The sequence below is a fragment of the Cobetia sp. QF-1 genome, assembly GCF_002213105.1.
In the GTDB taxonomy this organism is placed as follows: domain Bacteria; phylum Pseudomonadota; class Gammaproteobacteria; order Pseudomonadales; family Halomonadaceae; genus Cobetia; species Cobetia crustatorum.
The window spans coordinates 200534-221678 of sequence record NZ_NBVS01000002.1; the positions used below are offsets into that span (position 1 = coordinate 200534).

Genomic DNA, 21145 nt, shown 5'->3' on the forward strand with positions numbered 1-21145 from the left:
GACTTGGTCATGAACTGCGTTGTAGTTCGACTACAAGATTATTGAAGGCACAAAAAAACCGACCCCCAAGGGAGTCGGTTTTTTTGCTAATCAGCGCTAAAATTCAGTTCAGAATCAAGCGCATGCTGCGGTGCGGTATGCCGGCATCGATAAACTCGTCACCGAAGGCCGTGAAGCCCAGGCGTTGATAAAAATCCAGTGCGTGGGTCTGGGCATCGAGCACAACCTCGGCATGGCCAAGCTGACACGCTGTATGGATACAGGCTTCCATCAGCCGCTGGCCAAGGCCTAAGCCACGGGCTTCAGAGAGCACGGCAACACGGCCAACATGGCCATCCGGTAGCAGGCGTGCAGTGCCGACTGCACGGCCTTCGAGACGCACGAGGAAGTGTTCGCAATCATCGTCGCGGCCGTCCCACTCCTCACTCTGCGGGACATGCTGCTCTTCGATGAAGACGATGCGACGAATCTCGCTGGCGTCACTGGACAGGGTCTGCCAGTCGCCGCGCTCCAGACTGATCATTGCATCACTCATGGCACTCAGTCCTCTTCGTCCTGCAGGTCACATTCCAGTATCAGGCTGCCACGATTGATCAATGCCGTCAGCAGGCTGACCACGGCGGCTCGATCAAGGTCGGCAGTGGTGTAGTCAAGCAACACCGCTGTGAGCTTCTCACCGGAGGAAAGTGTCTCGGCAAGCGCCTGAGTGGCTGGAATACCGTCGCCATCAACGAATAATGTGCTGCTGCCGTCGTCTGCATGGCGGAAGGCGAAGCGTGAACCCAGGGTACGCACTAGCACACCCTCGTCTTCCAGATATTCCACTAGCTCTTTCGGCTTGAGCGCTGGTTCACGCGTGGCGAGCTGCTCAAGGTACTTGGGCTGGGTCATGTAGCGCCCGAACCACTGGGCCAGCTGGGCAGGGTTGTCGAGAGTGTTGAGCAGCAGCTCACGCACACGCTCCAGTGCTGCATCGTCCAGCTCGCCAGCATCGGCGACCGGCGCCATGCCAGCATCGCGATAGCGCAGCGATTCCGGCAGGCTGGCACCTAGATAGTCAGCGTAGGAGGTGATGACTTCATCGGCAGAAGGCGCGCGGAAGCCGACGGAGATGGTCATGCAATCATCGGACTGGCTGACACCGTGGTGTGCCAGGCGCGGCGGGACATAGAGCATGTCGCCCGGCTCCAGCACCCAGTCATCGCCCGGCGTGACCTCGAAGTGCCTGAGGATGCGCAGGTCGATACCGTCGATGATCTCGGCATCTTCTCCCAGCATGCCGCCCAGCTGCCAGTGACGCTGACCTTGGGCTTGCAGCAGGAAGACATCGTAGTTGTCGAGGTGCGGGCCGACACTGCCACCGGTCGGCGCGTAGCTGATCATGATGTCATCGAGACGCCAGCGCGGCAGGAAGGTGAACGGCTCGAACAATGCCGCAACGTCCGGCACATAGTGGTCCACGGCTTGTACCAGCAGGCTCCACTGGCTGTCGGCCTTGGCATCGAGACGCGTAAAGGTGGCGTCATCGAAGGGGCCGTGGCTGACCTGCCATGCCTTGTCAGGGCCATTCTCTTCGACGAGACGTGCCTCGATACCGTCTTCGCAGGCTAGGCCGGCCAGTTCGTCGGCTTCCAGCGGCATCTCAAAGTCTGCAAAGGCGCCGCGGATCAGCAGCGGCTTCTGCTGCCAGTAGTCGCGCAGGAATTCACGGATGCTCAGGCCGCCCAACAGCGCCAGTGGCGTGTCGGTGTTGCGGGGGGCGGGGGATGTGCTCATGCAGAACCTCTCGAACGCGAGCAGCGGCCAGTCAGGCGACCACTTGTCTCACGATAACGTCGGTGAAGCCGCCACTCGAAGGCAGACGGCGATGCGATTCAGACGTGTACACGGCGTGATGTGCACATTCTTGATCTCACCACTGCCCATGCGGGCACGGCAGCGGTAGTGAATTCGGTGTTGGAGCTATGGCGAAAAGCATAATGCACGACGCCGGAGCACAGGCCCCGGCGTCGTCTGGCATGCTGCGATCAGGCTGGCTTACAGCGCCTTGGCCTGGGCGATGGCATTACCGATGTAGCTTGCTGGGCTGAGGGCTTTCAGCTCAGCCTTGACGTCTTCCGGCAGCTCCAGCGTTTCGATGAAGGCGGCGAAACCGGCTTGATCGATGCGCTTTCCACGGGTCAGTTCCTTGAGCTTCTCGTAGGGCTTCTCGATGCCGTAGCGACGCATGACAGTCTGGATCGGCTCAGCCAGCACTTCCCAGCTGTTGTCGAGATCAGCGTTCAGACGCTCCGGATTGGCTTCCAGCTTGCTGATGCCTTTGAGGGCAGACTGATAGGCGATCAAGCCTTGCGCCAGGCCCGTACCGAGATTGCGCAGTACGGTGGAGTCGGTCAGGTCACGCTGCCAGCGGGAGATTGGCAGTTTCTGCGCCAGATGGCCCAGTACGGCGTTGGCGATACCGAGATTGCCTTCGGAGTTCTCGAAGTCGATCGGGTTGACCTTGTGCGGCATGGTGGAAGAGCCGATTTCGCCCGCCACGGTGCGCTGCTTGAAGTAACCCAGTGAGATGTAGCCCCACACATCGCGATTGAAATCGATCAGGATGGTATTGAAGCGGCATACGGCATCGAACAGCTCGGCGATGTAGTCGTGCGGCTCAATCTGGGTGGTGTACGGGTTGAAGGTCAGCCCGAGGCTCTCGACGAAGGTTTCAGCATTGGCCGCCCAGTCGATGGCCGGATAGGTGGTGAGGTGGGCGTTGTAGTTACCCACGGCACCATTGATCTTGCCGAGCATCTCGACGCGTTCGATCTGGACCAGCTGACGACGCAGACGTGCTGCGACGTTGGCCATTTCCTTGCCGAGAGTGGTCGGGCTGGCAGTCTGGCCGTGCGTGCGTGACAGCATCGGTTGTTCGGCGTGCTGGTGGGCCAGCTTGACGATGGCCTCGGTGACTTCATGCATCTGCGGCAGCAGCACGTTGTCCAGACCGCCGCGCAGCATCAGCGCGTGAGACAGGTTGTTGATGTCCTCGCTGGTGCAGGCGAAGTGAATGAATTCGGTGACGGCATTCAGCTCAGCATTGTCAGCCACTTTTTCCTTCAGGAAGTACTCGACCGCTTTCACGTCGTGATTGGTAGTGCGCTCGATGTCTTTGATGCGCTGGGCATCCTCGACACTGAAATCACTGACGATGGCGTCCAGCACCGCGTTGGCTTGTGCGGAGAAGGCCGGCACTTCAGCGATCTCGGCGTGGGTGGCCAGGCGTTGCAGCCAGCGCACCTCGACGATGACACGAGCACGGATCAGGCCGAATTCACTGAAGTGCTCGCGCAGGGCCTCGGTCTTGGCGCCGTAGCGGCCATCGACAGGAGACAGGGCGGTGAGGGCGGACAGCTGCATGATGAAGATCTTCCGATGATGGCAGGGCGATGACGCTGCCAGTTCAAGTGTCTCGGTGCCCGGCAAGTGGCACCAGCGTTGTTGAAGCGAATTCGGGGCAGTACCGGAGGCTGCGACCGCGCAGCCTCCGGCTCAATCGAGCTGAAGCAGAGACTTCTTCAGGGCGCTGCGTTGGAAGACCAGCTTCCAGCGGCGTCCGCCCTGTTGCTCCCACAGTAGGGCAAAGCGCACGCCAGCCAGCAGCGCACAGCGGATGCGCTCCGGCATCATGCGCTGTTGCAGCAGACCCGGGTCACCCTGCACCACGATCCGATAGCGGAAGGTGGAAAGCGTCTGCTGATAAAGCTCACCCAGGCTTGCGACCACATTCTCGTGCGTCGGACCGAAGTGCTCAGCCTGGCCCTGGATGCGCGTCAGGCCAGTGCCCAGCGCGTCGAGCATGTCCGGGTTCTTCTTGAGCTTGCTCATCAGCATCACTAGCGAGAAGCCGTAGCGCATTACCACCGGTGAGACCTGACGGCGGTCCATCACGGCGCTGACGGTGTCGATGCCAAGACGCAGATGGTTATGGTGGCCGCCATAAATGGCCTCGAAGCTGGGCGGATTGGTGTCTAGCGTCGCCTTGATGAGCGTTTCCCAGGCGCGCTCGTCGCACTGGCCATTACGCGCCAGTTCATCGACCAGTGCAGCAGCCTGAAAGACACCGGCCAGCGAAAGTGCCTGGCGGGTGGTGGTATCACTGACGGGACGGATCGGCACGCTGGTCATTGCGCGGCGGACTCCTGGGGGCCGGAGGTCGGGACAGAGGCTTCTGCCACGAGTTTCCAGGCAGCATCGATCACGCCGCCGCCCAGACAGATGTCACCGAGATAGAACACGGCAGACTGGCCGGGTGTCACGGCGCGTTGTGGCTCGTCAAAGCGCACTTCGACATGCTGACCGTCGTTGATGATCAGCGTCGCGCCTTGATCTTCCTGGCGATAACGATTCTTGCAGCGGATGCGCAGTTCGCCATTGGCGTCGGCCTGCGGCGGTTCCCCCGCCACCCAGTCGACGGCTTCGGTACTCAGCGCCTGGGTATAGAGCAAGTCATGATGCTTGCCTTGTACGGCGATCAGCACATTGCGCTCAAGGTCCTTGGCGCACACGAACCACGGCGCATCGGGATAGCGCTTGAGACCGCCGATGCCCAAACCCTGGCGCTGACCGAGGGTGTAGTACATCAGGCCCATGTGCTCGCCGATCACGTCACCGTCAGGCGTTTCGATCTTGCCGGGCTGGGCGGGCAGGTACTGCTTCAGGAAATCGGCAAAGCGACGCTCGCCGATGAAGCAGATGCCGGTGGAATCCTTCTTGCGCGCGGTGATCAGCGCGTGCTTCTCGGCGATGGTGCGCACTTCGTGTTTCTCCAGCTCGCCGACCGGGAACAGCGTGCGTTCGATGGCCGCTTGTGGCACGGCGTGCAGGAAGTAGCTTTGATCCTTGTTGGCATCCAGCCCCTTGAGCAGGCGCGGACGGCCGTCGCGCTCGCCACCACGCACGTAGTGGCCCGTCGCGATCAGCTTGGCACCCAGCATCTCTGCGTATTCAAGGAAGACCTTGAACTTGATTTCGCGGTTGCAAAGGATGTCAGGGTTCGGCGTGCGGCCCGCCTTGTATTCGGCCAGGAAGTGCTCGAAGACGTTGTCCCAGTATTCCGAGGCAAAGTTGGCGGTATGCAGCTTGATGCCCAGCTTGTCGCAGACAGCTTGAGCATCGGCCAGGTCTTCGATGGCGGTGCAGTATTCGCTACCGTCGTCTTCGTCCCAGTTCTTCATGAACAGGCCTTCGACGTGGTAGCCCTGCTCCATCAACAACAGGGCAGAGACGGAGGAGTCGACACCGCCGGACATGCCGACGATGACCTTGGTTCCGGTACCGGTTTCAGCGGTCATCAGTTCTCTCGTCACCCGCGCGGCCGCGGGTTGTCACAAACAGGTGAGGCGGCGGACCTTGCGTGAGGCAGGCGTCGCGTAATTGGGCGGGATTATACCTGAAGGCGGGGGTGGGATTCACCCCGCAGACCGTGTCCCTTGCTGCGCAATGGCCAAGCACTGGCGCATTGATGTGCGGTCAGTCGTGTCTGGCGCTCGGCCTTGCGCGCTTTTGGGGAGGGTGGTCAGTCGTGGATGACATCCAACGGAAAGCGTTTGCCGCGCTGACTGTCGCGAATACGACGTGTCACCAGCGGGCTGCGCAAGCGGCCCATCGCTTCCAGCTGCTCTATCTCCTCAAGCGTCAGCCAGTGCGTCCTGGTGATGTCAGGGTCCAGTGGCGTGCACAGAAACTCGAGCGCGGCGGCCTCAAAGCTGTGGGAGTGATAGTGCGTGCCATCATCCGCGACATGCACGTAGAGGCCGAGGTAGCCGGTCAGCAATACACGCCAGGCCGTTTCCTCGCGAACCTCACGCTGCACGGCGTCGATGATGCGCTCGTTTGGCTCGATATGGCCGGCAGGCTGATTGAATAGGGTGTAGGGGCCGCCCTTGTCTTCTTCAACGATCAGGTAGCTTCCCGCACGTTCCACGACACAAGCGACGGTGGCATTCGGTGTCCAACGAGTGGTCATCAGGACTTCCTTCCCTTGGGCGGAGTGGTTGAGCGGCGGCCATTGGCGTGCGGCTTTCCAGCAGTACGTTTGGCGGAACCCGTCTTTCCAGAGCTCACTTTGCCAGCACCGGCCTTGTGGCGAGCAGGTGGGCGTTCGTTACGTGAACGTTCGTCACGTGATGCCGCGGGCAGCTCGACTTCCTCACTACGCCATTCGCCCGGCGCCAGGCCATCGAGCTTCCATGGTCCGATAGCGGCGCGAATAAGTCGCAGCGTGGGCAAACCGACGTGGGCAGTCATCCTGCGCACCTGACGATTGCGCCCTTCGCTGATCACGATCTCCAGCCAGTGGGTCGGAATGCTCGCGCGAAAGCGCACAGGGGGTTGCCTGTCTGGCAACGTGGGCGGGTCAATATGCTTCACCTTGGCAGGGCGAGTCATGCCATCCTTGAGCTCTACACCGGCGCTTAGTTGGGCAATCGCCTGCTCATCAGGGGCACCCTCTACCTGTACCCAGTAGGTCTTGGGTTGCTTCTTTTTCGGATGGGCAATCTGGTGGGAGAGCGCGCCATCACTGGTCAATAGCAGCAATCCCTCCGAATCATAGTCGAGGCGTCCGGCAGCATAGATGTCCGGTACCTCGATGAAGTCGGCGAGCGTCTGGCGCTGCTTGTCGCGGTCAGTAAACTGCGTTAGAACGCGGTAGGGCTTGTGTAGCAGATATATGAGAGACATGGTTTAGACTTTTGTCGCGGCTGCCGTATAAGCCTACTGTGAGAAGCGGCACGGGTGCTATACTCGCGCCTCCACTGAATCCATGACAGGGGAGTTATCAATGGGGTTCCAGAAGATTGTCGTTCCGGAAGGCGGCCAGAAGATTACCGTCAATTCCGACAATACCCTCAACGTTCCGAGTAATCCGGTCATCCCGTTCATCGAAGGCGATGGTATCGGTGTGGACGTGACTCCGGCAATGAAGATTGCCATCGACTCCGCCGTTGACAAGGCTTATGGCGGTGAGCGCAAGATTCACTGGATGGAAGTCTACGCCGGTGAAAAAGCGACTCACGTTTATGATGCGGATACCTGGCTGCCGGAAGAGACTCTCGAGGCTGTCAAGGATTATGTCGTTTCCATCAAGGGCCCTCTGACGACACCAGTGGGCGGCGGTATTCGCTCTCTGAACGTCGCACTGCGTCAGAAACTTGATCTGTACACCTGCCTGCGCCCAGTGCGCTGGTTCACAGGTGTGCCGAGCCCGGTGAAGAAGCCGGCTGATGTCGACATGGTCATCTTCCGCGAAAACTCCGAAGACATCTATGCCGGTATTGAGTGGAAGGCAGGGTCTGCGGAGGCCGATAAGGTCATCAAGTTCCTGCGTGAAGAGATGGGTGTCACCAACATCCGCTTCCCGGAGAACTGCGGTATCGGTGTCAAGCCGGTGTCTCAGGAAGGTACCAAGCGTCTGGTTCGCCAGGCTGTCCAGTACACCATCGACAACGACCGCGCGTCGCTGACCCTGGTGCACAAGGGCAACATCATGAAGTTCACCGAAGGTGCCTTCAAGGACTGGGGCTACGAAGTCGTCAAGGAAGAATTTGGCGGCGAGCTGCTCGACGGCGGCCCGTGGATGAGCTTCAAGAACCCGAATACCGGCAAGGACATCGTGGTTAAAGACGTCATCGCTGATGCCATGCTGCAGCAGATTCTGCTGCGTCCGGCAGAATACGATGTCATCGCCACCCTGAACCTGAACGGTGATTACCTCTCCGACGCTCTGGCGGCGGAAGTGGGTGGTATCGGTATCGCGCCGGGTGCAAACCTGTCCGATAACGTGGCCATGTTCGAGGCAACTCACGGTACTGCACCGAAGTATGCCGGTCAGGACAAGGTCAACCCGGGCTCGCTCATCCTCTCTGCCGAGATGATGCTGCGTCACATGGGTTGGGTTGAAGCGGCTGATCTCGTGCTGAAAGGCGTCGAGAAGGCTATCGCCAAGGGCGAAGTCACCTATGACTTCCATCGCCTGATGGACGATGCCAAGCTGCTGAAGTGCTCCGAGTTCGGTCAGGCTGTTGCTGACAACATGGATGCCTGAAACTCTGCGTTAGTCTGAAATGCTGAATTTTCAGCATCAGGCGTATGCAAAAGTTTCAGCAGAAGGCCCCCGGACATGTCCGGGGGCCTTCTTGCGTCTGGGGCAGCTTTCTCGATATCAATGCCTGCGACAAACAGTCAGATGCTTGGTCAGATGCACATCAATCGGCTTATATGAGGCGGTATCCGTGAGCAACGCTTGCAACATGCCCGAGATGCCCTCATCTTTTCTTTATCACACCAACACCAATGTGTGGCGGCAGGAGATTGCTCCTGTTGCGGCGCGTTGAGGCAATCTGCTTCGCCACTGCTTGTGTTCACCGGATCAGCCCCTTATGTTCAAGATAGAGACATCACGCGGCAGACCTCCCTCACGGGAGGCGCTGCTGATCAGGAATCAGGTTCCGTTGGCTCAAGAGCCGACGCATCAGGAAGATCAAGATGGCGATCTGGCGTTCGCCACTGCTGAACCCGAACTGGCACCACCGCCCATGTACAAGGTTGTTCTGCACAATGATGACTTCACGCCAATGGATTTCGTCGTGGAGGTGCTGACCGCCTTTTTCAACAAGGATCAGGAGCAAGCAGTTCAGATCATGCTCGCTGTCCATCATCAGGGTAAAGGAACCTGTGGCATCTTCAGTCGCGACATCGCGGAAACGAAATGCCACCAAGTGAATCAATATGCTCGAGAGTGCCAGCATCCGCTGCTGTGCGACATCGACCGGGCGGAGTAATCCGACCAAGACGCGGCCTAGAGGGGACTTGCCATGTTGAGCAAAGAACTTGAACTGACCCTGAACACGGCCTTCACCGTGGCACGTTCCAAGCGCCACGAATTCATGACCGTGGAACACCTCCTGCTGGCACTGCTCGACAATGCCTCGGCTTCTGATGTCCTGCGCGCCTGTGGTGCCAATCTGGACAAGCTGCGAGTCGATCTCCAGGACTTCATCAATTCAACCACGCCGCTGATTCCGGAAGAACAGGAAGACCGCGAGACACAACCGACGCTGGGCTTCCAGCGCGTGCTTCAGCGTGCCGTATTCCACGTGCAGTCTTCTGGCAAGAGTGAAGTGACCGGTGCCAATGTGCTGGTCGCCATCTTCTCCGAGCAGGAAAGCCAGGCGGTCTACTTCCTCAAGCAGCAGAATGTAGCCCGTGTAGATGCGGTCAACTACATCGCCCACGGCATCTCCAAGGTGGCAGGCCACACTCAAGCGCCTCAAGCCTCCATCGAGAGCGAAGAGAGTGAAGAGGCCAGTAGTGAAGGCGGCAACAATCCGCTGACCAACTACGCCACCAACCTCAATGAGCAAGCGCGCCTCGGCAAGATTGATCCGCTGATCGGGCGGGACAGTGAACTTGAGCGTGTGGTGCAGATTCTGGTGCGTCGCCGCAAGAACAATCCGCTGCTGGTCGGTGAGGCTGGTGTCGGCAAGACCGCCATCGCGGAAGGTCTGGCCAAGCGTATCGTCGAAGACGATGTGCCAGACGTCATCAAGGAAGCCGTGGTGTATTCCTTGGACCTTGGTGCACTGCTCGCTGGCACCAAGTATCGCGGTGACTTCGAGAAGCGTCTCAAGGCCCTGCTGGCCGAATTGCGCAAAGAACCGAACTCGATTCTGTTCATCGATGAGATTCATACCGTGATCGGAGCGGGTGCCGCTTCTGGTGGCGTGATGGATGCTTCCAACCTGCTCAAACCACTGCTGTCTTCCGGTGAGTTGCGCTGTATCGGTTCCACCACGTTCCAGGAATTCCGTGGCATCTTTGAAAAAGACCGCGCCTTGGCGCGTCGCTTCCAGAAAGTCGATGTGATGGAGCCCTCGGTTGAGGACACCATCCAGATTCTCAAGGGACTGCGTAGTCGCTTCGAAGAGCATCACGCCATCAAGTACACCGATGCGTCGCTTGAGACCGCCGTGCGTCTGGCAGACCGTTACATCAACGACCGTCAGCTGCCGGACAAGGCGATTGACGTGATCGATGAGGCCGGTGCGCATCAGCGTCTGCTGCCTGAAGCCATTCGCGTGGATACTATCGACGTCGAACAGGTCGAGGCGATCGTCGCATCCATTGCGCGCATTCCGCCGAAGACAGTGTCCAGCTCCGACAAGAAGCTGCTCTCCAACATCGAGCGTGACCTCAAGATGCTGGTGTTCGGGCAGGACGATGCCATTACCGGGTTGTCTGCGGCCATCAAGCTGTCGCGTGCTGGTCTGAAGGCACCTGACAAGCCAGTGGGCAGCTTCCTGTTTGCTGGCCCGACAGGCGTCGGCAAGACGGAGGTCGCCAAGCAGCTGGCCGCGTTGATGGGTATCGAGCTGGTACGCTTCGACATGTCCGAGTACATGGAGCGTCATACCGTGTCTCGCCTGATCGGGGCGCCGCCGGGGTATGTCGGCTATGACCAGGGGGGGCTGCTGACTGAAGCCATCACCAAGCAGCCACATTGTGTGCTGTTGCTGGATGAAATCGAGAAGGCGCACCCTGAAGTCTTCAATCTGCTGTTGCAGGTCATGGACCACGGCCGTCTGACCGACAACAACGGACGTGAGGCGGACTTCCGCAACGTCATCCTGGTGATGACTTCCAACGCAGGTGCCGAGCAGGTCGCGCGTCGCTCGATTGGCTTCAAGCATCAGGATCATTCCACTGATGCGATGGAAGTCATTCGCAAGACCTTCTCGCCGGAGTTCCGCAATCGTCTGGACAGCATCATCCAGTTCGGTTCGCTGGATCTCTCCGTCGTGCGCAATGTGGTCGACAAGTTCCTGGTCGAACTACAGGCGCAGCTCGATGAGAAGCGTGTCCAGTTGGATGTTGATGATGAAGCACGTGATCTGCTGGCAACGCTGGGGTACGACCCGGCAATGGGGGCTCGTCCGATGGCGCGCGTCATTCAGGAGAAACTCAAGAAGCCGCTGGCTGAGATGATCCTGTTTGGCGATCTGTCAGAGTCTGGCGGTATCGTGCATGTCACCGTCGATAACGGTGAGCTGCATCTGGAAACCGAGGCTGAGATGGCTTGATAGGCAGAGCTGCTTTCCCTGAAGGCAGCAATGTCTGAAGAGCGATAATAGGCGGTCAGTGCTTCGGCACTGGCCGCTTTTTTGTGCGCGTCATCCTCGTACGATGCCGAATGACAAATCGTATCCACACGAAAGCTACTGCTGGGAGAAGCAGTATCGAGAATATAATAAATGCGGGGCATCCCAAGGGATGAGCCGCTTGCACCATAGGGATGGGAGCGAAGGCCATGGCTGGCGTTCGGACTCGAACTCATCCTTTGGGAAAGCGGCATCACCGGAATGCTGAGGCGTATCACATCGAGATAGTCATACTCATGACATTGAATGGCACGTCATGCGATCTCGATGGTCCGGGTCCGGGCGGAGGGATCAGGCGGGGATGACACATACACCTGAAATGCCAGGGACGACCGGTTTAGCCTGCCGGTTTCATGTTGAGCGTTTGCGGGTCAAGTACTCGCATATCGATCGTTTTCATGGCACCGGCGGGGCAGTCTGACCGTGCTTAGCGCGAACGGTAGACGATACGGCCCTTGGACAGGTCGTATGGAGTTAGCTCAACCTTGACCTTGTCGCCGGTCAGAATGCGGATGTAGTTCTTGCGCATTTTGCCGGAGATGTGGGCAGTCACGATGTGACCGTTTTCCAGTTCGACCCGGAAAGTGGTGTTCGGAAGGGTGTCGACGATGACGCCTTCCATTTCAATATGATCTTCACGCGCCATATAGGCTGATCCTCATCTGATGCTGGGAATAAAGCAGGTTGTTCCGAGCCGTGTAAGCACAAAAAACGCCGGATTCGGGACTTCGATACGCGATATTGTGCCGTAAGGACGGCAGCAAGGCAAAGTCGAAGCGCGATTGTACGCTCCTTGAGCGCTTGTGGGCAGCTTGAGAGAAAGATAAAAATGTATCCAGCGCACGGCACCTGCCTCTTGTGCCTCGCAAGCGAAGCTTGGCGACAGGTGTGAATCACTAACCAGGTGGGTATTTGGCGAGGCAGGAGGAGTCAGCGGAAACGCGAGGTTCATCGCTGTTAGGCGAGTTATTCAATACTGTGAGAATCATGCGGTTTGACGAGACTCAACGGCAGATTGCCGTCGCTGAGACCTGTCGGGATGTGCCGCCGCCAGTGGCTGCCATCGAGATATTCAAGTGGCTGAAAATGCTGTTTGTAGTTCATCTTGCGGCAATCACGTATCCAGTAACCCAGATAAAGATGTGCCAGGCCTTCACGGTGTGCCTGTTCTATCTGCCAGAGCACGGCATAGGTGCCTAGCGAACGGTGCTGAAATGCTTCATCAGGATCATAGAACGTATAGATGGCCGAGAGGCCATGGCTCATGCGATCCATCGCGGCGACTGCCACCAGACGGCCATCAAGGCGAAAGCTGACTAGGCGAGCGTACTCATCCCGCGAGGTCAGGAAAGTGCGGTACTGCTCGTGGCTGGGCGGAAACATGTCGCCGTCGGCATGGCGGCTGCGAATGTAATGCGCGTAAAGCCGATAATGCTCCGGATCGAAAAGCGCAGGACCTTCCTCAATGATGAGATCAGCATTGCGCTTCATCAGTTTTTTCTGGGTACGACCGGCGGTAAAGTCGCCAATTGGCACGCGTACCGAAACGCAGGCACGACAATCACCGCAGTGAGGGCGATAGAGATGAGAGCCGCTGCGGCGAAAGCCAAGCAGGGCAAGTGCATCATAGACGCCGGAATGCGGTGCTTCCTGAGGATCGAGAAACAGTGTCGTCGCCTGCCGCCCTTCAAGGTAGCTGCAGGCATGTGGCACGGTCAGGAAGAAGCGCAGATCGCGTTGTGGTTGTTTAGGGGTATTACTGCTCACCTTTGCCTCGTCTCCCTCGCTGAATTACCGAGACTGTTAGAATGCCTCTCCTCATATAGAGGGGTGCCGTTAGACTCCCCTGGGAGTTTTCGTCTCGATAACGTGACCATGTGAGCCTCATGAGCCGTCTTTTGGGGGGCTACACGTCAGTGACCACTTGCCTTCACGCCCTTGGCCAATGGCATACTGGTCAAGATAGCTGATGAAGTCGTTGCGGGCGATGCTGCAGGCGCCAAGACTTTCCAGGTGCGAGGTATGCATTTGGCAGTCGATCAATTGAAAATCACGCGCCTCGAGTTCACGACACAGGATCACCAGCGCTAGTTTGGAGGCGTCTGGTAATCGCGAGAACATCGATTCGCCAAAGAACACGCGACCACAGGCGACTCCGTACAGGCCGCCCACCAGGACATCGTCCTGCCAGACTTCGACGCTATGGGCGTGTCCCATATCATGCAGGGCGATGTAGGCCTCACGCATTTCTGGCAATATCCACGTGCCAGCCTGGCCATCGCGAGGAATGCTGGCGCAGGCATTGATCACGCCGGTAAAGTCGCGGTCCATACTGAAGTGCATGCCAGCATTGCGCAGGCGCTTGGACAGACTGCGACGCACGCGTATTTCGCTGGGAATCAGCACCATGCGTGGGTCCGGTGACCACCACAGAATAGGGTCACCCGGACTAAACCACGGGAAGATGCCGCGTGGGTAGGCGGCCAGCAGCCACTCGGGACTGAGATCACCACCAGCACACAGCAAGCCATCAGGCTCGTTCAAGGCTGAGGAAGCGTGCGGGAAGCGGACGGGAGCAGGGGGGAGCCAGGGCAGCATCGGCAATCTCTTGTCGGTTCGTGAACATGCACGGAGCAACGAACCCATGACGCCTTTGTGTCATGAGCAGACGTGAATCGGCAATTGTGACGTCACTGCCATCGAATGGTTATGATAACCGGCTGAAGGTACATGGAAAATCGCCCACAAGGTGCAAGGGGGATGGCGACTTGACTGCCAAGAGTGCCAGAAAGACAAGTCGGGACCAGGCAAAGCCTGAGGCCCGTAGCCGCAGAGCGGCAGCAACACCGAGAAAGCGTGCCCGCCAGAAAGCGGACTCGCCGGGTTTCTTCGCGCGTCTGCGCGGCGCACCGGCTGCCAAGGCGAGCCCGGCTCGCAAGACACCTAAGGTGTCAGGCAAGCCTACCAGCAAGGAGGTGGGCAAGGAGACCGGTCTTAAAGACAGTGCCGCAGCTCAGCGCCGTGCTGACCGACAGGCTGAACGTGCCGAGCGCCAGGAGATTCGTGCTGAACGTCGCGCGGAAGTGGCAGCTCGCCCGCCGTCACGCCTGACAACCACGCTACAGGGCGTTGGTCGTGAAGGGGCGGTCATTGTCATGCTTAGCCTGTGCGTCTTCATGCTATTGGCGCTGTTCAGCTATGCACCGACAGATCCCGGGTGGTCGTATAGCGGACCTGAAGTCACGCTCAGCAACTGGATGGGCAGCATTGGTGCCTGGCTATCTGACGTGCTGTATGCACTCTTTGGCGGCAGTGCGCTGTGGTGGCCGGCAATGCTGGGCTTTGGTGCCTGGCGTCTGATGCGCCAACCCAGCACTGAACTGGTGTGGGACCCGACAGCTCTTGCGGTGCGTGCCGGCGGGCTGTTCCTGCTGATCATGGCGACCTGCGTCATCGGTGATATCCAGTTCTACAGCCCTGATAGCCAGCTGACCAACGGCGCCGGTGGCATTCTGGGCAAAGGTATCGCGGGTGCCCTGACATTGTTGATTGGGATGGGCGGTACTGTGCTGGTCTCGCTGGCCAGCTTCCTGTTCGGCTTCACGCTGTTTACTGGCATGTCGTGGCTGACTGTCATGGATGAGCTGGGCAATGGCTGTACACGCCTGATTGCCTGGTTCAACGAACGCTTCAACAGCCATCGTGATGACAGCGATGACGAAGCAGCCTATGCCGAAGAAAGTCTGAGCCATGAAGAAAGTGATGAGACGCAGGATGGGAGCGATGCCCCGGCACTGAGTTGGTGGCAGCGTCTGATACCTGGCCGTCGCCATGACAATAATGGCGAGTGGGATGAAGATAACGACGAAATTCTCTTCGGTACCAGGCAGGGTGACGCGAGTATCGCTGCAGAGTCGCGTGGCACGCGTCGCGTCGAACCTTCGCTTGGCGAAGAAGAAGCACCGGCTATCACCGCGCGTGATGACGACTTCGCCACCGACCGCAGTACGAACATTCCCTGGCAGACTGCTGAGACAACGCCGTCAGCCAAGGTGCCGGGCGCCGCTTATACCGAACGCATGACTGTGCAAAGCGCGAACGTGAGCATTGAAGGGGTTGATCTGGCGGCAGCGCTCAAGACTGCCGTCGCCTCTGAGATGGCGGCAGCGCCGCGTACCGCGCGTGCTGATGTGACTCGCTCGCGTTTGCCGGAAGGTGCGGCTATCGAGGCCGAGCGTCAGCGGCATGCGACAACGGCTGAAGCATCGGTGTCGACGGCGACTCAGCCTGCTGTTGAGTCGGGGGCCACTGACGCCCCGAAAGAATGGGATGCGGCATCCGCCTTTGCGCCGTCGGCTCGCCAGGAAACGGTCGTCGCACATGAGGCCATGACAGCACCTCAGGCAGAGAAAGCACCTCCGACAGAGCAAGCGCCTCAGACAGAGAGGGCACCTGCTGCTTCCTCGAATGCCGTGCCTGCTGCACCGATGGCGACTAGCTCTGCACCGACTAGCTCTGCACCGACGAGGTCTGAGTCAAGTGAGGCGGCTGAATCGGCGGCAACCTTGCGCTCGCGTTTGCATCGCCCCGAAATTTCCGAAGACAGCAGCAATCAGCCGCCAGAGCCCAAGGATGAGGATGATGCACCGCTGTCCACTGCGAGTGCTTCATTCGGTACGGCAGCGGCTGGTATTGCGGCAGGTGCCGGTGTGGTGGCATCAGGCATTGCTGCGGCTGGCACCCCAGCGACCGGCACTTCGGTGCGCAAGGCGGCCGTATCCTGGGATGATGCCTTTGAGGCTCCCGCTGGTAAGGCGCCGCCCGCTGGTCAAGCATCGACTGATCCGGCGCTGGCTAATCAAGTGTCGGTTAGTGAATCACGTCCAGCTGCTCCGGTAGCAGCCCCCGAGTCGGTGTCAGAGCCCGCACCAGTGCAGCCGACTAGCCCTGAGGCGCCAGCTGTGCCCCCAGCATGGGCACATGCAGGTGATGAAGCGGGCATGGACCCTTCGGCGGGTCGTCTCGCGACCGCTGCGGATGCTCAGGCAGCCGCGGTTGATCCCAGCGGCCCGACGCTCTGGACGGTAGAACATCTGCAAAGCCAGCGTAGCGATGGCATGGACCACGAGGAAGAGCCCGAAGGGGATCTGCCGCCGTTGAGCCTGCTGACACCGCCGGATGAGCAGAAGCCCAACTACACCGAGCAGGAGCTGGCCGACATGGCCGAGCTGCTCGAGACGCGTCTGCGTGAGTATGGCGTCAAGGCTGAAGTCGCTGATATCTGGCCGGGGCCGGTCATCACGCGCTTCGAGATTCGGCCTGCTGCGGGTGTGAAGGCATCGAAGATTTCCAACCTCGCCAAGGATCTGGCGCGTTCGTTGCTGGTCAAGAGCGTGCGTGTGGTGGAAGTCATTCCGGGCCGTCCGACGGTCGGGATCGAGATTCCCAATCCCAACCGCGCCATGATCCGTCTGCGTGAAGTGTTTGATTCCGATGCCTATCAGTTGGCGGAATCGCCGGTCACGCTGGCGCTGGGTCAGGACATCGGCGGCAAGCCTGTCGTCGCCAACCTCGGCAAGATGCCGCACCTGCTGGTCGCCGGGACTACCGGTTCGGGCAAGTCGGTCGGTATCAACTCGATGCTGATCTCGATGTTGCTCAAGGCGACGCCGGAAGAAGTACGCATGATCATGGTCGATCCGAAGATGTTGGAATTGTCGGTCTACGATGGCATTCCGCATCTGTTGGCGCCGGTGGTCACCGACATGAAGGAGGCCGCCAACGCACTGCGCTGGTGTGTCGCCGAGATGGAGCGTCGCTACAAGCTGATGGCGGCCATGGGCGTGCGTAATCTGGCAGGCTTCAATGCCAAGATTGATGAAGCCGAGGCTCATGGTGCGCAGATTGCTGATCCACTGTGGGAGCCGCAGCCCTGGGAGATGCATCAGCATCCGCCCGTGCTGAAGAAGCTGCCCTACATCGTGGTGGTGATCGACGAGTTTGCCGACATGTTCATGATCGTCGGCAAGAAGGTCGAGGAGCTGATCGCTCGCTTGGCACAGAAGGCGCGTGCTGCCGGTATTCACCTGATTCTCGCCACCCAGCGTCCCTCGGTGGACGTGGTGACGGGCTTGATCAAGGCGAACATTCCGACGCGTATGGCTTTCCAGGTGTCCTCGCGTATCGACTCACGCACCATCCTCGATCAGGGCGGTGCCGAGCACCTGCTGGGGCATGGTGACATGCTGTACCTGCCTGCGGGCGCCGGTATTCCGACCCGTATCCACGGTGCCTTCGTTGATGATGACGAGGTTCACCGCGTGGTCGATGACTGGAAGCGTCGTGGTTCGCCGGAATACATCGAGGAAATCCTCACCGGTGGCGTGCAGGCCGACGCACTGGCAGGGCTTGAAGCCGAAGGTGAAGATAGCGATGCCGAACAGGACGCCATCTATGACGAGGCGGTGGCCTATGTGATCGAATCACGTCGTGCCTCCATCTCGGCCGTACAGCGACGCTTCAAGATCGGCTACAACCGCGCTGCGCGTCTGGTCGAAGCGATGGAAATGGCCGGTGTGGTGTCCTCGATGGGCACCAATGGCTCGCGCGAAGTGATTGCGCCCAACGCCAACGGTTGAGGGGCATCTCGGGGTGGGGAGCTTTTTGCCTCCGCCCCTGTCAAAGCCTCCAGATATCACGCCAGTCGTTCAAGGGCATCTTGTGAACGACTGGCGTGACCCACCCGAATAGCCAAGATGATGAATATATTGCCGTTGATGTGAGCGCTACGGCGCGTCGTCAACGAACGGTACCTTCCTCATCGCAAGGAGCCGCATGAAAACTCTGTCCCTGTTGAATGCAGTGGCGACTGCCCTGCCGACTCGTAAGTTAAAAGCCTTGGGTGCAGCGCTTGCGCTGGGCATCAGCTTTGGCGTTGCCAGCCTGCCGGCGCATGCTGATCAGGCCGCGGGTGACCGCCTGTCACGTCTATTGGAGCCGCTCAAGACCTACGCGGCAGATTTCGATCAGCAGATTCTCGATGGTTCGGGCCAGCGATTGCAGGAAGCGCACGGCAAGATGTGGTTGTCGCGTCCGGGCAAGTTCCGTTGGAGCGTCGATGCGCCATATCGTCAGGAAGTGGTTTCTGATGGCAAGGAAGTCTATCTGCACGACCCGGACCTCGAGCAGGTCACCGTGCAGCCGCTGGATGAGCGCGTCACTCACACTCCCGCGTTACTGTTGTCCGGGCGTGCCAGTGAGCTGACCGCCAACTACGAGGTGGAGCGTCAGCAGCAGGGCGCCCGCGAGACCTTTACGCTGACGCCCAAGCAAGCTGATACCCTGTTCGAGAGTCTCAAGCTGACCTTCGATAATGAGCGTCTCGATATGCTGCAGATGGCAGATTCGACGGGCCAGCGCACCGCGATCGACTTCAACAACGTCGAGTTCAATCCGACGCTGGAGGCTAGTCGCTTCGTGTTCAAGATTCCGCAAGGCGCAGATGTCATTCGTGAGCAGACAGCAGACAATCGTTAACTATGCATCGCTAGACGTGCATCGCTAGACGTGCATCGCTAGACGTGCATCGCTGGCCATAAAGCACTCGCCAGCTGAACAAACACAAATGCCCGGACCATTGGTCCGGGCATTTGTGTTTGAGGGACAGGTGTTTGAGAGGCAGGTGTTCGAGAGATTTGTGTCCGAAGGCCTGGGCCGCAAGGCATCAGCTCAGCGCGACTGCGGCGGCTCATTCTGATCAGCGTAGTCATCCAGCTCACGCCGCCAACGCTCGACCTCCGCAAAGCGCTTCTCGCCGCCATACTGGGTCGGGCGATAGAACTGCTGCGTGGGCAGCTCCTGTGGCCAGGCATTATGCGCACTGCCGGCAGGGTAGCCATTGGGCTCGTTGTGGGCATAGCGATAGCCTTCCCCCATGCCCAGCTCCTTCATCAGTGTCGTTGGCGCGTTACGCAAATAGACCGGCACCCCGAAGTGCGGCTGCTGGCGCACGAAGGCTTTGGCCTCTTTCCAGGCGACATCGATGGCATTGCTCTTCGGTGCGATGGAGAGATGAATCGCGGCGTGGGCAATCGCCCGCTGGCCCTCATAATCGCCGAGGCGCAGGTAGGCGTCCCATGCGGCGATGGTCAGCGGCAGGGCGCGAGGATCGGCATTGCCGACATCCTCGGAGGCCACTGCCGCCAGTCGGCGTACCACGTCGAGCGGATCACCACCGCCATCCATGAAGCGCGCCATGTACAGCAGTGCCGCATCCGGGCGCGAGGAGCGTACCGACTTGTGAATGGCTGACAGCAGGTCGTAGTAGTCGTCGCCTTGCTTGTCGAAGCTTGAGGCCTGATGGCCGAGCACCGCTTCCAGTGAGCTATCCTCGAGAATCTCACGCGTCGCACCGTCGGCAGCAGGCTCGCGGCGCACGAAGTCGCAGGCCGTCTCCAGCAGGCCCAACGCGCGACGCGCATCACCGGAGGCCGCTCTCGCGATACGCGTCAGCGTCTCGCGACTGGCCTCGATCGCGCGTGCCCCGAGGCCATTTTCTTCATCGCTCAGCGCCCGCGTCAGCACCTCGATCAAATCATCCACCTCCAGCGCCTTGAGCACATACACCCGTGCCCGCGACAGCAGGGCCGAGTTGACCTCAAACGACGGATTCTCGGTGGTCGCGCCGATCAGCGTCAGCAGGCCGGACTCCACGTGCGGCAACAGTGCGTCCTGCTGGCTCTTGTTGAGGCGGTGAATCTCATCGAGAAACATCACTGTCTGGCGATCACTGGCCTGGTGGTGACGTGCGCGCTCGACTACCTCACGGATATCCTTGACGCCTGCCATCACCGCCGACAGCTGCTCCAGGTGTGCATCACACCCGTGGGCCAGAATCTCGGCCAGCGTTGTCTTGCCAACGCCCGGTGGGCCCCACAGGATCATCGAACGCACTACCCCCGTCGCGACCATCTGACGCAGTGGCATGTCCGCCCCGACCAGCGCCGACTGACCGATGTAGTCATCCAGCGTGCGCGGGCGCATGCGAAAGGCCAGTGGCGCATGAGCGTTCGAGACAGTATCGGCAAAGAGATCCATCAGTGATTCAGGCTCCGGCAGGCATGACGAGTAGAGGAGGCTGTCATCATCGCTGATCATATGATCCTGTACAAATCAGCAGTGAATGCGGCAGATCTGTCAGGTTTTTTTGACAGCATGTCATTCTGATAAAGGCAATCCCACCCAACGTCTAACGAGCGTTCGGGTGATGTGTTCTACACTTGAGCATGACGACATTGCCACATCCGGTGGTAATGCCCGAGGCGGCAGCGCTGTCTGCCAGCATCGGCCACCTGTTCCGTCAGGAGGAGGAAGTCATGCCTAATGTGACTCAGCTGCGCCAGGATCACGCCAATATGGCTCGCCTGCTGCATGTGCTCTCGCACCGCCATAAAACGTTGGTCAGTGGTGAGCGTCCGGACTTTCGCATGATGCGTGAAGTCGTGGATTACATTCTTGATTACATGCAGGGCTTCATCATTCCGCTGGAACGCGAATGCAGCCAGATGCTGTGTGAGCGTTCTACTGAAGCCGGGCCCCTATGCAAGCGACTTATCGAGCAGTACCACACCTTGCACGCGAGTCTGTCCAAGTTGTCTGACAATCTCGACAGTATCCTGATGGACCAGGTCATCCCGATGGAGCAGTTCAATGCAGACCTTCACGACTATGTGGAGTCTCATCGTGACTATCTGCGTGCCGAGCGTCAGGAGCTGTTCCCGCTGATGCGCGATCTGCTCAATGATGAAGAGTGGCAGCAGCTCACTAACGCCATTCCTCATGCGCGCGCAGAGCTTGAGCGTCTCCAGGAGGCCTATCCAGAGCTCTATGCTGAGCTGACCGAAAGCGATGTGGAAACTGCTTGATGCGTGCGCTTGATAGAG

Annotated in this window: 17 protein-coding genes; 6 read left to right on the top strand and 11 right to left on the bottom strand. The window is 59.3% G+C overall.

Features of this window, described 5'->3' with window-relative positions:
* Window positions 1-103: 103 nt before the first annotated feature.
* The 7 genes from CFN46_RS04165 to CFN46_RS04195 form a co-directional block, all read right to left on the bottom strand.
* Complete coding sequence (locus CFN46_RS04165) at window positions 104-535, bottom strand: GNAT family N-acetyltransferase (protein ID WP_024951206.1); 432 nt, start codon at window positions 533-535, stop codon at window positions 104-106.
* A gap of 5 nt (window positions 536-540) precedes the next feature.
* A complete protein-coding gene (locus CFN46_RS04170) occupies window positions 541-1776 on the bottom strand; it encodes a cupin domain-containing protein (RefSeq protein ID WP_024951207.1) in 1236 nt (411 codons plus the stop codon).
* A 261-nt stretch (window positions 1777-2037) separates the two neighbouring features.
* Window positions 2038-3405 carry an adenylosuccinate lyase gene (purB, locus tag CFN46_RS04175; RefSeq protein ID WP_024951208.1) on the bottom strand — a complete coding sequence of 456 codons (1368 nt, stop codon included), beginning with the start codon at window positions 3403-3405 and terminating at the stop codon, window positions 2038-2040.
* A 132-nt stretch (window positions 3406-3537) separates the two neighbouring features.
* Entirely contained in the window at window positions 3538-4173 is a 636-nt protein-coding gene (gene hflD, locus CFN46_RS04180; RefSeq protein ID WP_024951209.1) for a high frequency lysogenization protein HflD, read from the bottom strand.
* Window positions 4170-5339: a tRNA 2-thiouridine(34) synthase MnmA gene (gene mnmA / locus CFN46_RS04185; protein ID WP_088742792.1), complete on the bottom strand. Its 1170-nt coding sequence runs from the start codon at window positions 5337-5339 to the stop codon at window positions 4170-4172. The genes hflD and mnmA overlap by 4 nt, the downstream gene beginning before the upstream one ends.
* A 224-nt stretch (window positions 5340-5563) precedes the next feature.
* The gene (locus tag CFN46_RS04190; RefSeq protein WP_024951211.1) at window positions 5564-6013 is read right to left on the bottom strand and encodes an NUDIX domain-containing protein; all 450 of its coding nucleotides are present in this window, start codon (window positions 6011-6013) and stop codon (window positions 5564-5566) included.
* On the bottom strand, window positions 6013-6729 hold the full coding sequence (locus tag CFN46_RS04195; RefSeq protein ID WP_088742793.1) for a pseudouridine synthase: 717 nt from the start codon (window positions 6727-6729) through the stop codon (window positions 6013-6015). The genes CFN46_RS04190 and CFN46_RS04195 overlap by 1 nt, the downstream gene beginning before the upstream one ends.
* Window positions 6730-6829: 100 nt before the next feature.
* Here CFN46_RS04195 and icd point away from each other — a divergent pair, with 100 nt between their 5' ends.
* The 3 genes from icd to clpA all read left to right on the top strand — a co-directional run bounded on the left by icd (window position 6830) and on the right by clpA (window position 11126).
* Window positions 6830-8092 carry an NADP-dependent isocitrate dehydrogenase gene (icd, locus tag CFN46_RS04200; RefSeq protein ID WP_024951213.1) on the top strand — a complete coding sequence of 421 codons (1263 nt, stop codon included), beginning with the start codon at window positions 6830-6832 and terminating at the stop codon, window positions 8090-8092.
* 388 nt (window positions 8093-8480) lie between these two features.
* The gene (clpS, locus tag CFN46_RS04205; protein ID WP_339379010.1) at window positions 8481-8828 is read left to right on the top strand and encodes an ATP-dependent Clp protease adapter ClpS; all 348 of its coding nucleotides are present in this window, start codon (window positions 8481-8483) and stop codon (window positions 8826-8828) included.
* 33 nt (window positions 8829-8861) lie between these two features.
* Window positions 8862-11126: an ATP-dependent Clp protease ATP-binding subunit ClpA gene (gene clpA, locus CFN46_RS04210; protein ID WP_024953358.1), complete on the top strand. Its 2265-nt coding sequence runs from the start codon at window positions 8862-8864 to the stop codon at window positions 11124-11126.
* Window positions 11127-11631: 505 nt separating this feature from the next.
* Here clpA and infA read toward each other — a convergent pair.
* From infA to aat, 3 genes are all read right to left on the bottom strand, one after another.
* Window positions 11632-11850 carry a translation initiation factor IF-1 gene (gene infA / locus CFN46_RS04215; RefSeq protein ID WP_024953359.1) on the bottom strand — a complete coding sequence of 73 codons (219 nt, stop codon included), beginning with the start codon at window positions 11848-11850 and terminating at the stop codon, window positions 11632-11634.
* Window positions 11851-12170: 320 nt separating this feature from the next.
* Window positions 12171-12971 carry an arginyltransferase gene (locus CFN46_RS04220; RefSeq protein ID WP_024953360.1) on the bottom strand — a complete coding sequence of 267 codons (801 nt, stop codon included), beginning with the start codon at window positions 12969-12971 and terminating at the stop codon, window positions 12171-12173.
* Between the two features lie 117 nt (window positions 12972-13088).
* Window positions 13089-13802 carry a leucyl/phenylalanyl-tRNA--protein transferase gene (gene aat / locus CFN46_RS04225; protein ID WP_088742794.1) on the bottom strand — a complete coding sequence of 238 codons (714 nt, stop codon included), beginning with the start codon at window positions 13800-13802 and terminating at the stop codon, window positions 13089-13091.
* A 170-nt stretch (window positions 13803-13972) separates the two neighbouring features.
* Between aat and CFN46_RS17805 the strand changes: the two genes are divergently transcribed.
* Both CFN46_RS17805 and lolA read left to right on the top strand, forming a co-directional pair.
* The gene (locus tag CFN46_RS17805) at window positions 13973-17842 is read left to right on the top strand and encodes a DNA translocase FtsK 4TM domain-containing protein (protein ID WP_303395868.1); all 3870 of its coding nucleotides are present in this window, start codon (window positions 13973-13975) and stop codon (window positions 17840-17842) included.
* A gap of 196 nt (window positions 17843-18038) precedes the next feature.
* Entirely contained in the window at window positions 18039-18740 is a 702-nt protein-coding gene (gene lolA, locus CFN46_RS04235) for an outer membrane lipoprotein chaperone LolA (RefSeq protein WP_088742795.1), read from the top strand.
* A gap of 192 nt (window positions 18741-18932) precedes the next feature.
* On the opposite strand, the gene CFN46_RS04240 is transcribed toward lolA, so the two are convergent.
* Window positions 18933-20300, bottom strand: coding sequence for a replication-associated recombination protein A (locus tag CFN46_RS04240; RefSeq protein ID WP_024953363.1), 1368 nt, complete (start codon window positions 20298-20300; stop codon window positions 18933-18935).
* A gap of 188 nt (window positions 20301-20488) precedes the next feature.
* Between CFN46_RS04240 and CFN46_RS04245 the strand changes: the two genes are divergently transcribed.
* On the top strand, window positions 20489-21127 hold the full coding sequence (locus CFN46_RS04245) for a hemerythrin domain-containing protein (RefSeq protein ID WP_339379009.1): 639 nt from the start codon (window positions 20489-20491) through the stop codon (window positions 21125-21127).
* Window positions 21128-21145 lie beyond the last annotated feature (18 nt).

Coding starts and splice junctions, on each gene's coding strand:
- CFN46_RS04165 (WP_024951206.1), bottom strand. CDS start 535: ATGAGTGATGCAATGATCAGTCTGGAGCGCGGCGACTGGCAGACCCTG.
- CFN46_RS04170 (WP_024951207.1), bottom strand. CDS start 1,776: ATGAGCACATCCCCCGCCCCCCGCAACACCGACACGCCACTGGCGCTG.
- purB (WP_024951208.1), bottom strand. CDS start 3,405: ATGCAGCTGTCCGCCCTCACCGCCCTGTCTCCTGTCGATGGCCGCTAC.
- hflD (WP_024951209.1), bottom strand. CDS start 4,173: ATGACCAGCGTGCCGATCCGTCCCGTCAGTGATACCACCACCCGCCAG.
- mnmA (WP_088742792.1), bottom strand. CDS start 5,339: ATGACCGCTGAAACCGGTACCGGAACCAAGGTCATCGTCGGCATGTCC.
- CFN46_RS04190 (WP_024951211.1), bottom strand. CDS start 6,013: ATGACCACTCGTTGGACACCGAATGCCACCGTCGCTTGTGTCGTGGAA.
- CFN46_RS04195 (WP_088742793.1), bottom strand. CDS start 6,729: ATGTCTCTCATATATCTGCTACACAAGCCCTACCGCGTTCTAACGCAG.
- icd (WP_024951213.1), top strand. CDS start 6,830: ATGGGGTTCCAGAAGATTGTCGTTCCGGAAGGCGGCCAGAAGATTACC.
- clpA (WP_024953358.1), top strand. CDS start 8,862: ATGTTGAGCAAAGAACTTGAACTGACCCTGAACACGGCCTTCACCGTG.
- infA (WP_024953359.1), bottom strand. CDS start 11,850: ATGGCGCGTGAAGATCATATTGAAATGGAAGGCGTCATCGTCGACACC.
- aat (WP_088742794.1), bottom strand. CDS start 13,802: ATGCTGCCCTGGCTCCCCCCTGCTCCCGTCCGCTTCCCGCACGCTTCC.
- lolA (WP_088742795.1), top strand. CDS start 18,039: ATGAAAACTCTGTCCCTGTTGAATGCAGTGGCGACTGCCCTGCCGACT.
- CFN46_RS04240 (WP_024953363.1), bottom strand. CDS start 20,300: ATGGATCTCTTTGCCGATACTGTCTCGAACGCTCATGCGCCACTGGCC.
- CFN46_RS04245 (WP_339379009.1), top strand. CDS start 20,489: ATGACGACATTGCCACATCCGGTGGTAATGCCCGAGGCGGCAGCGCTG.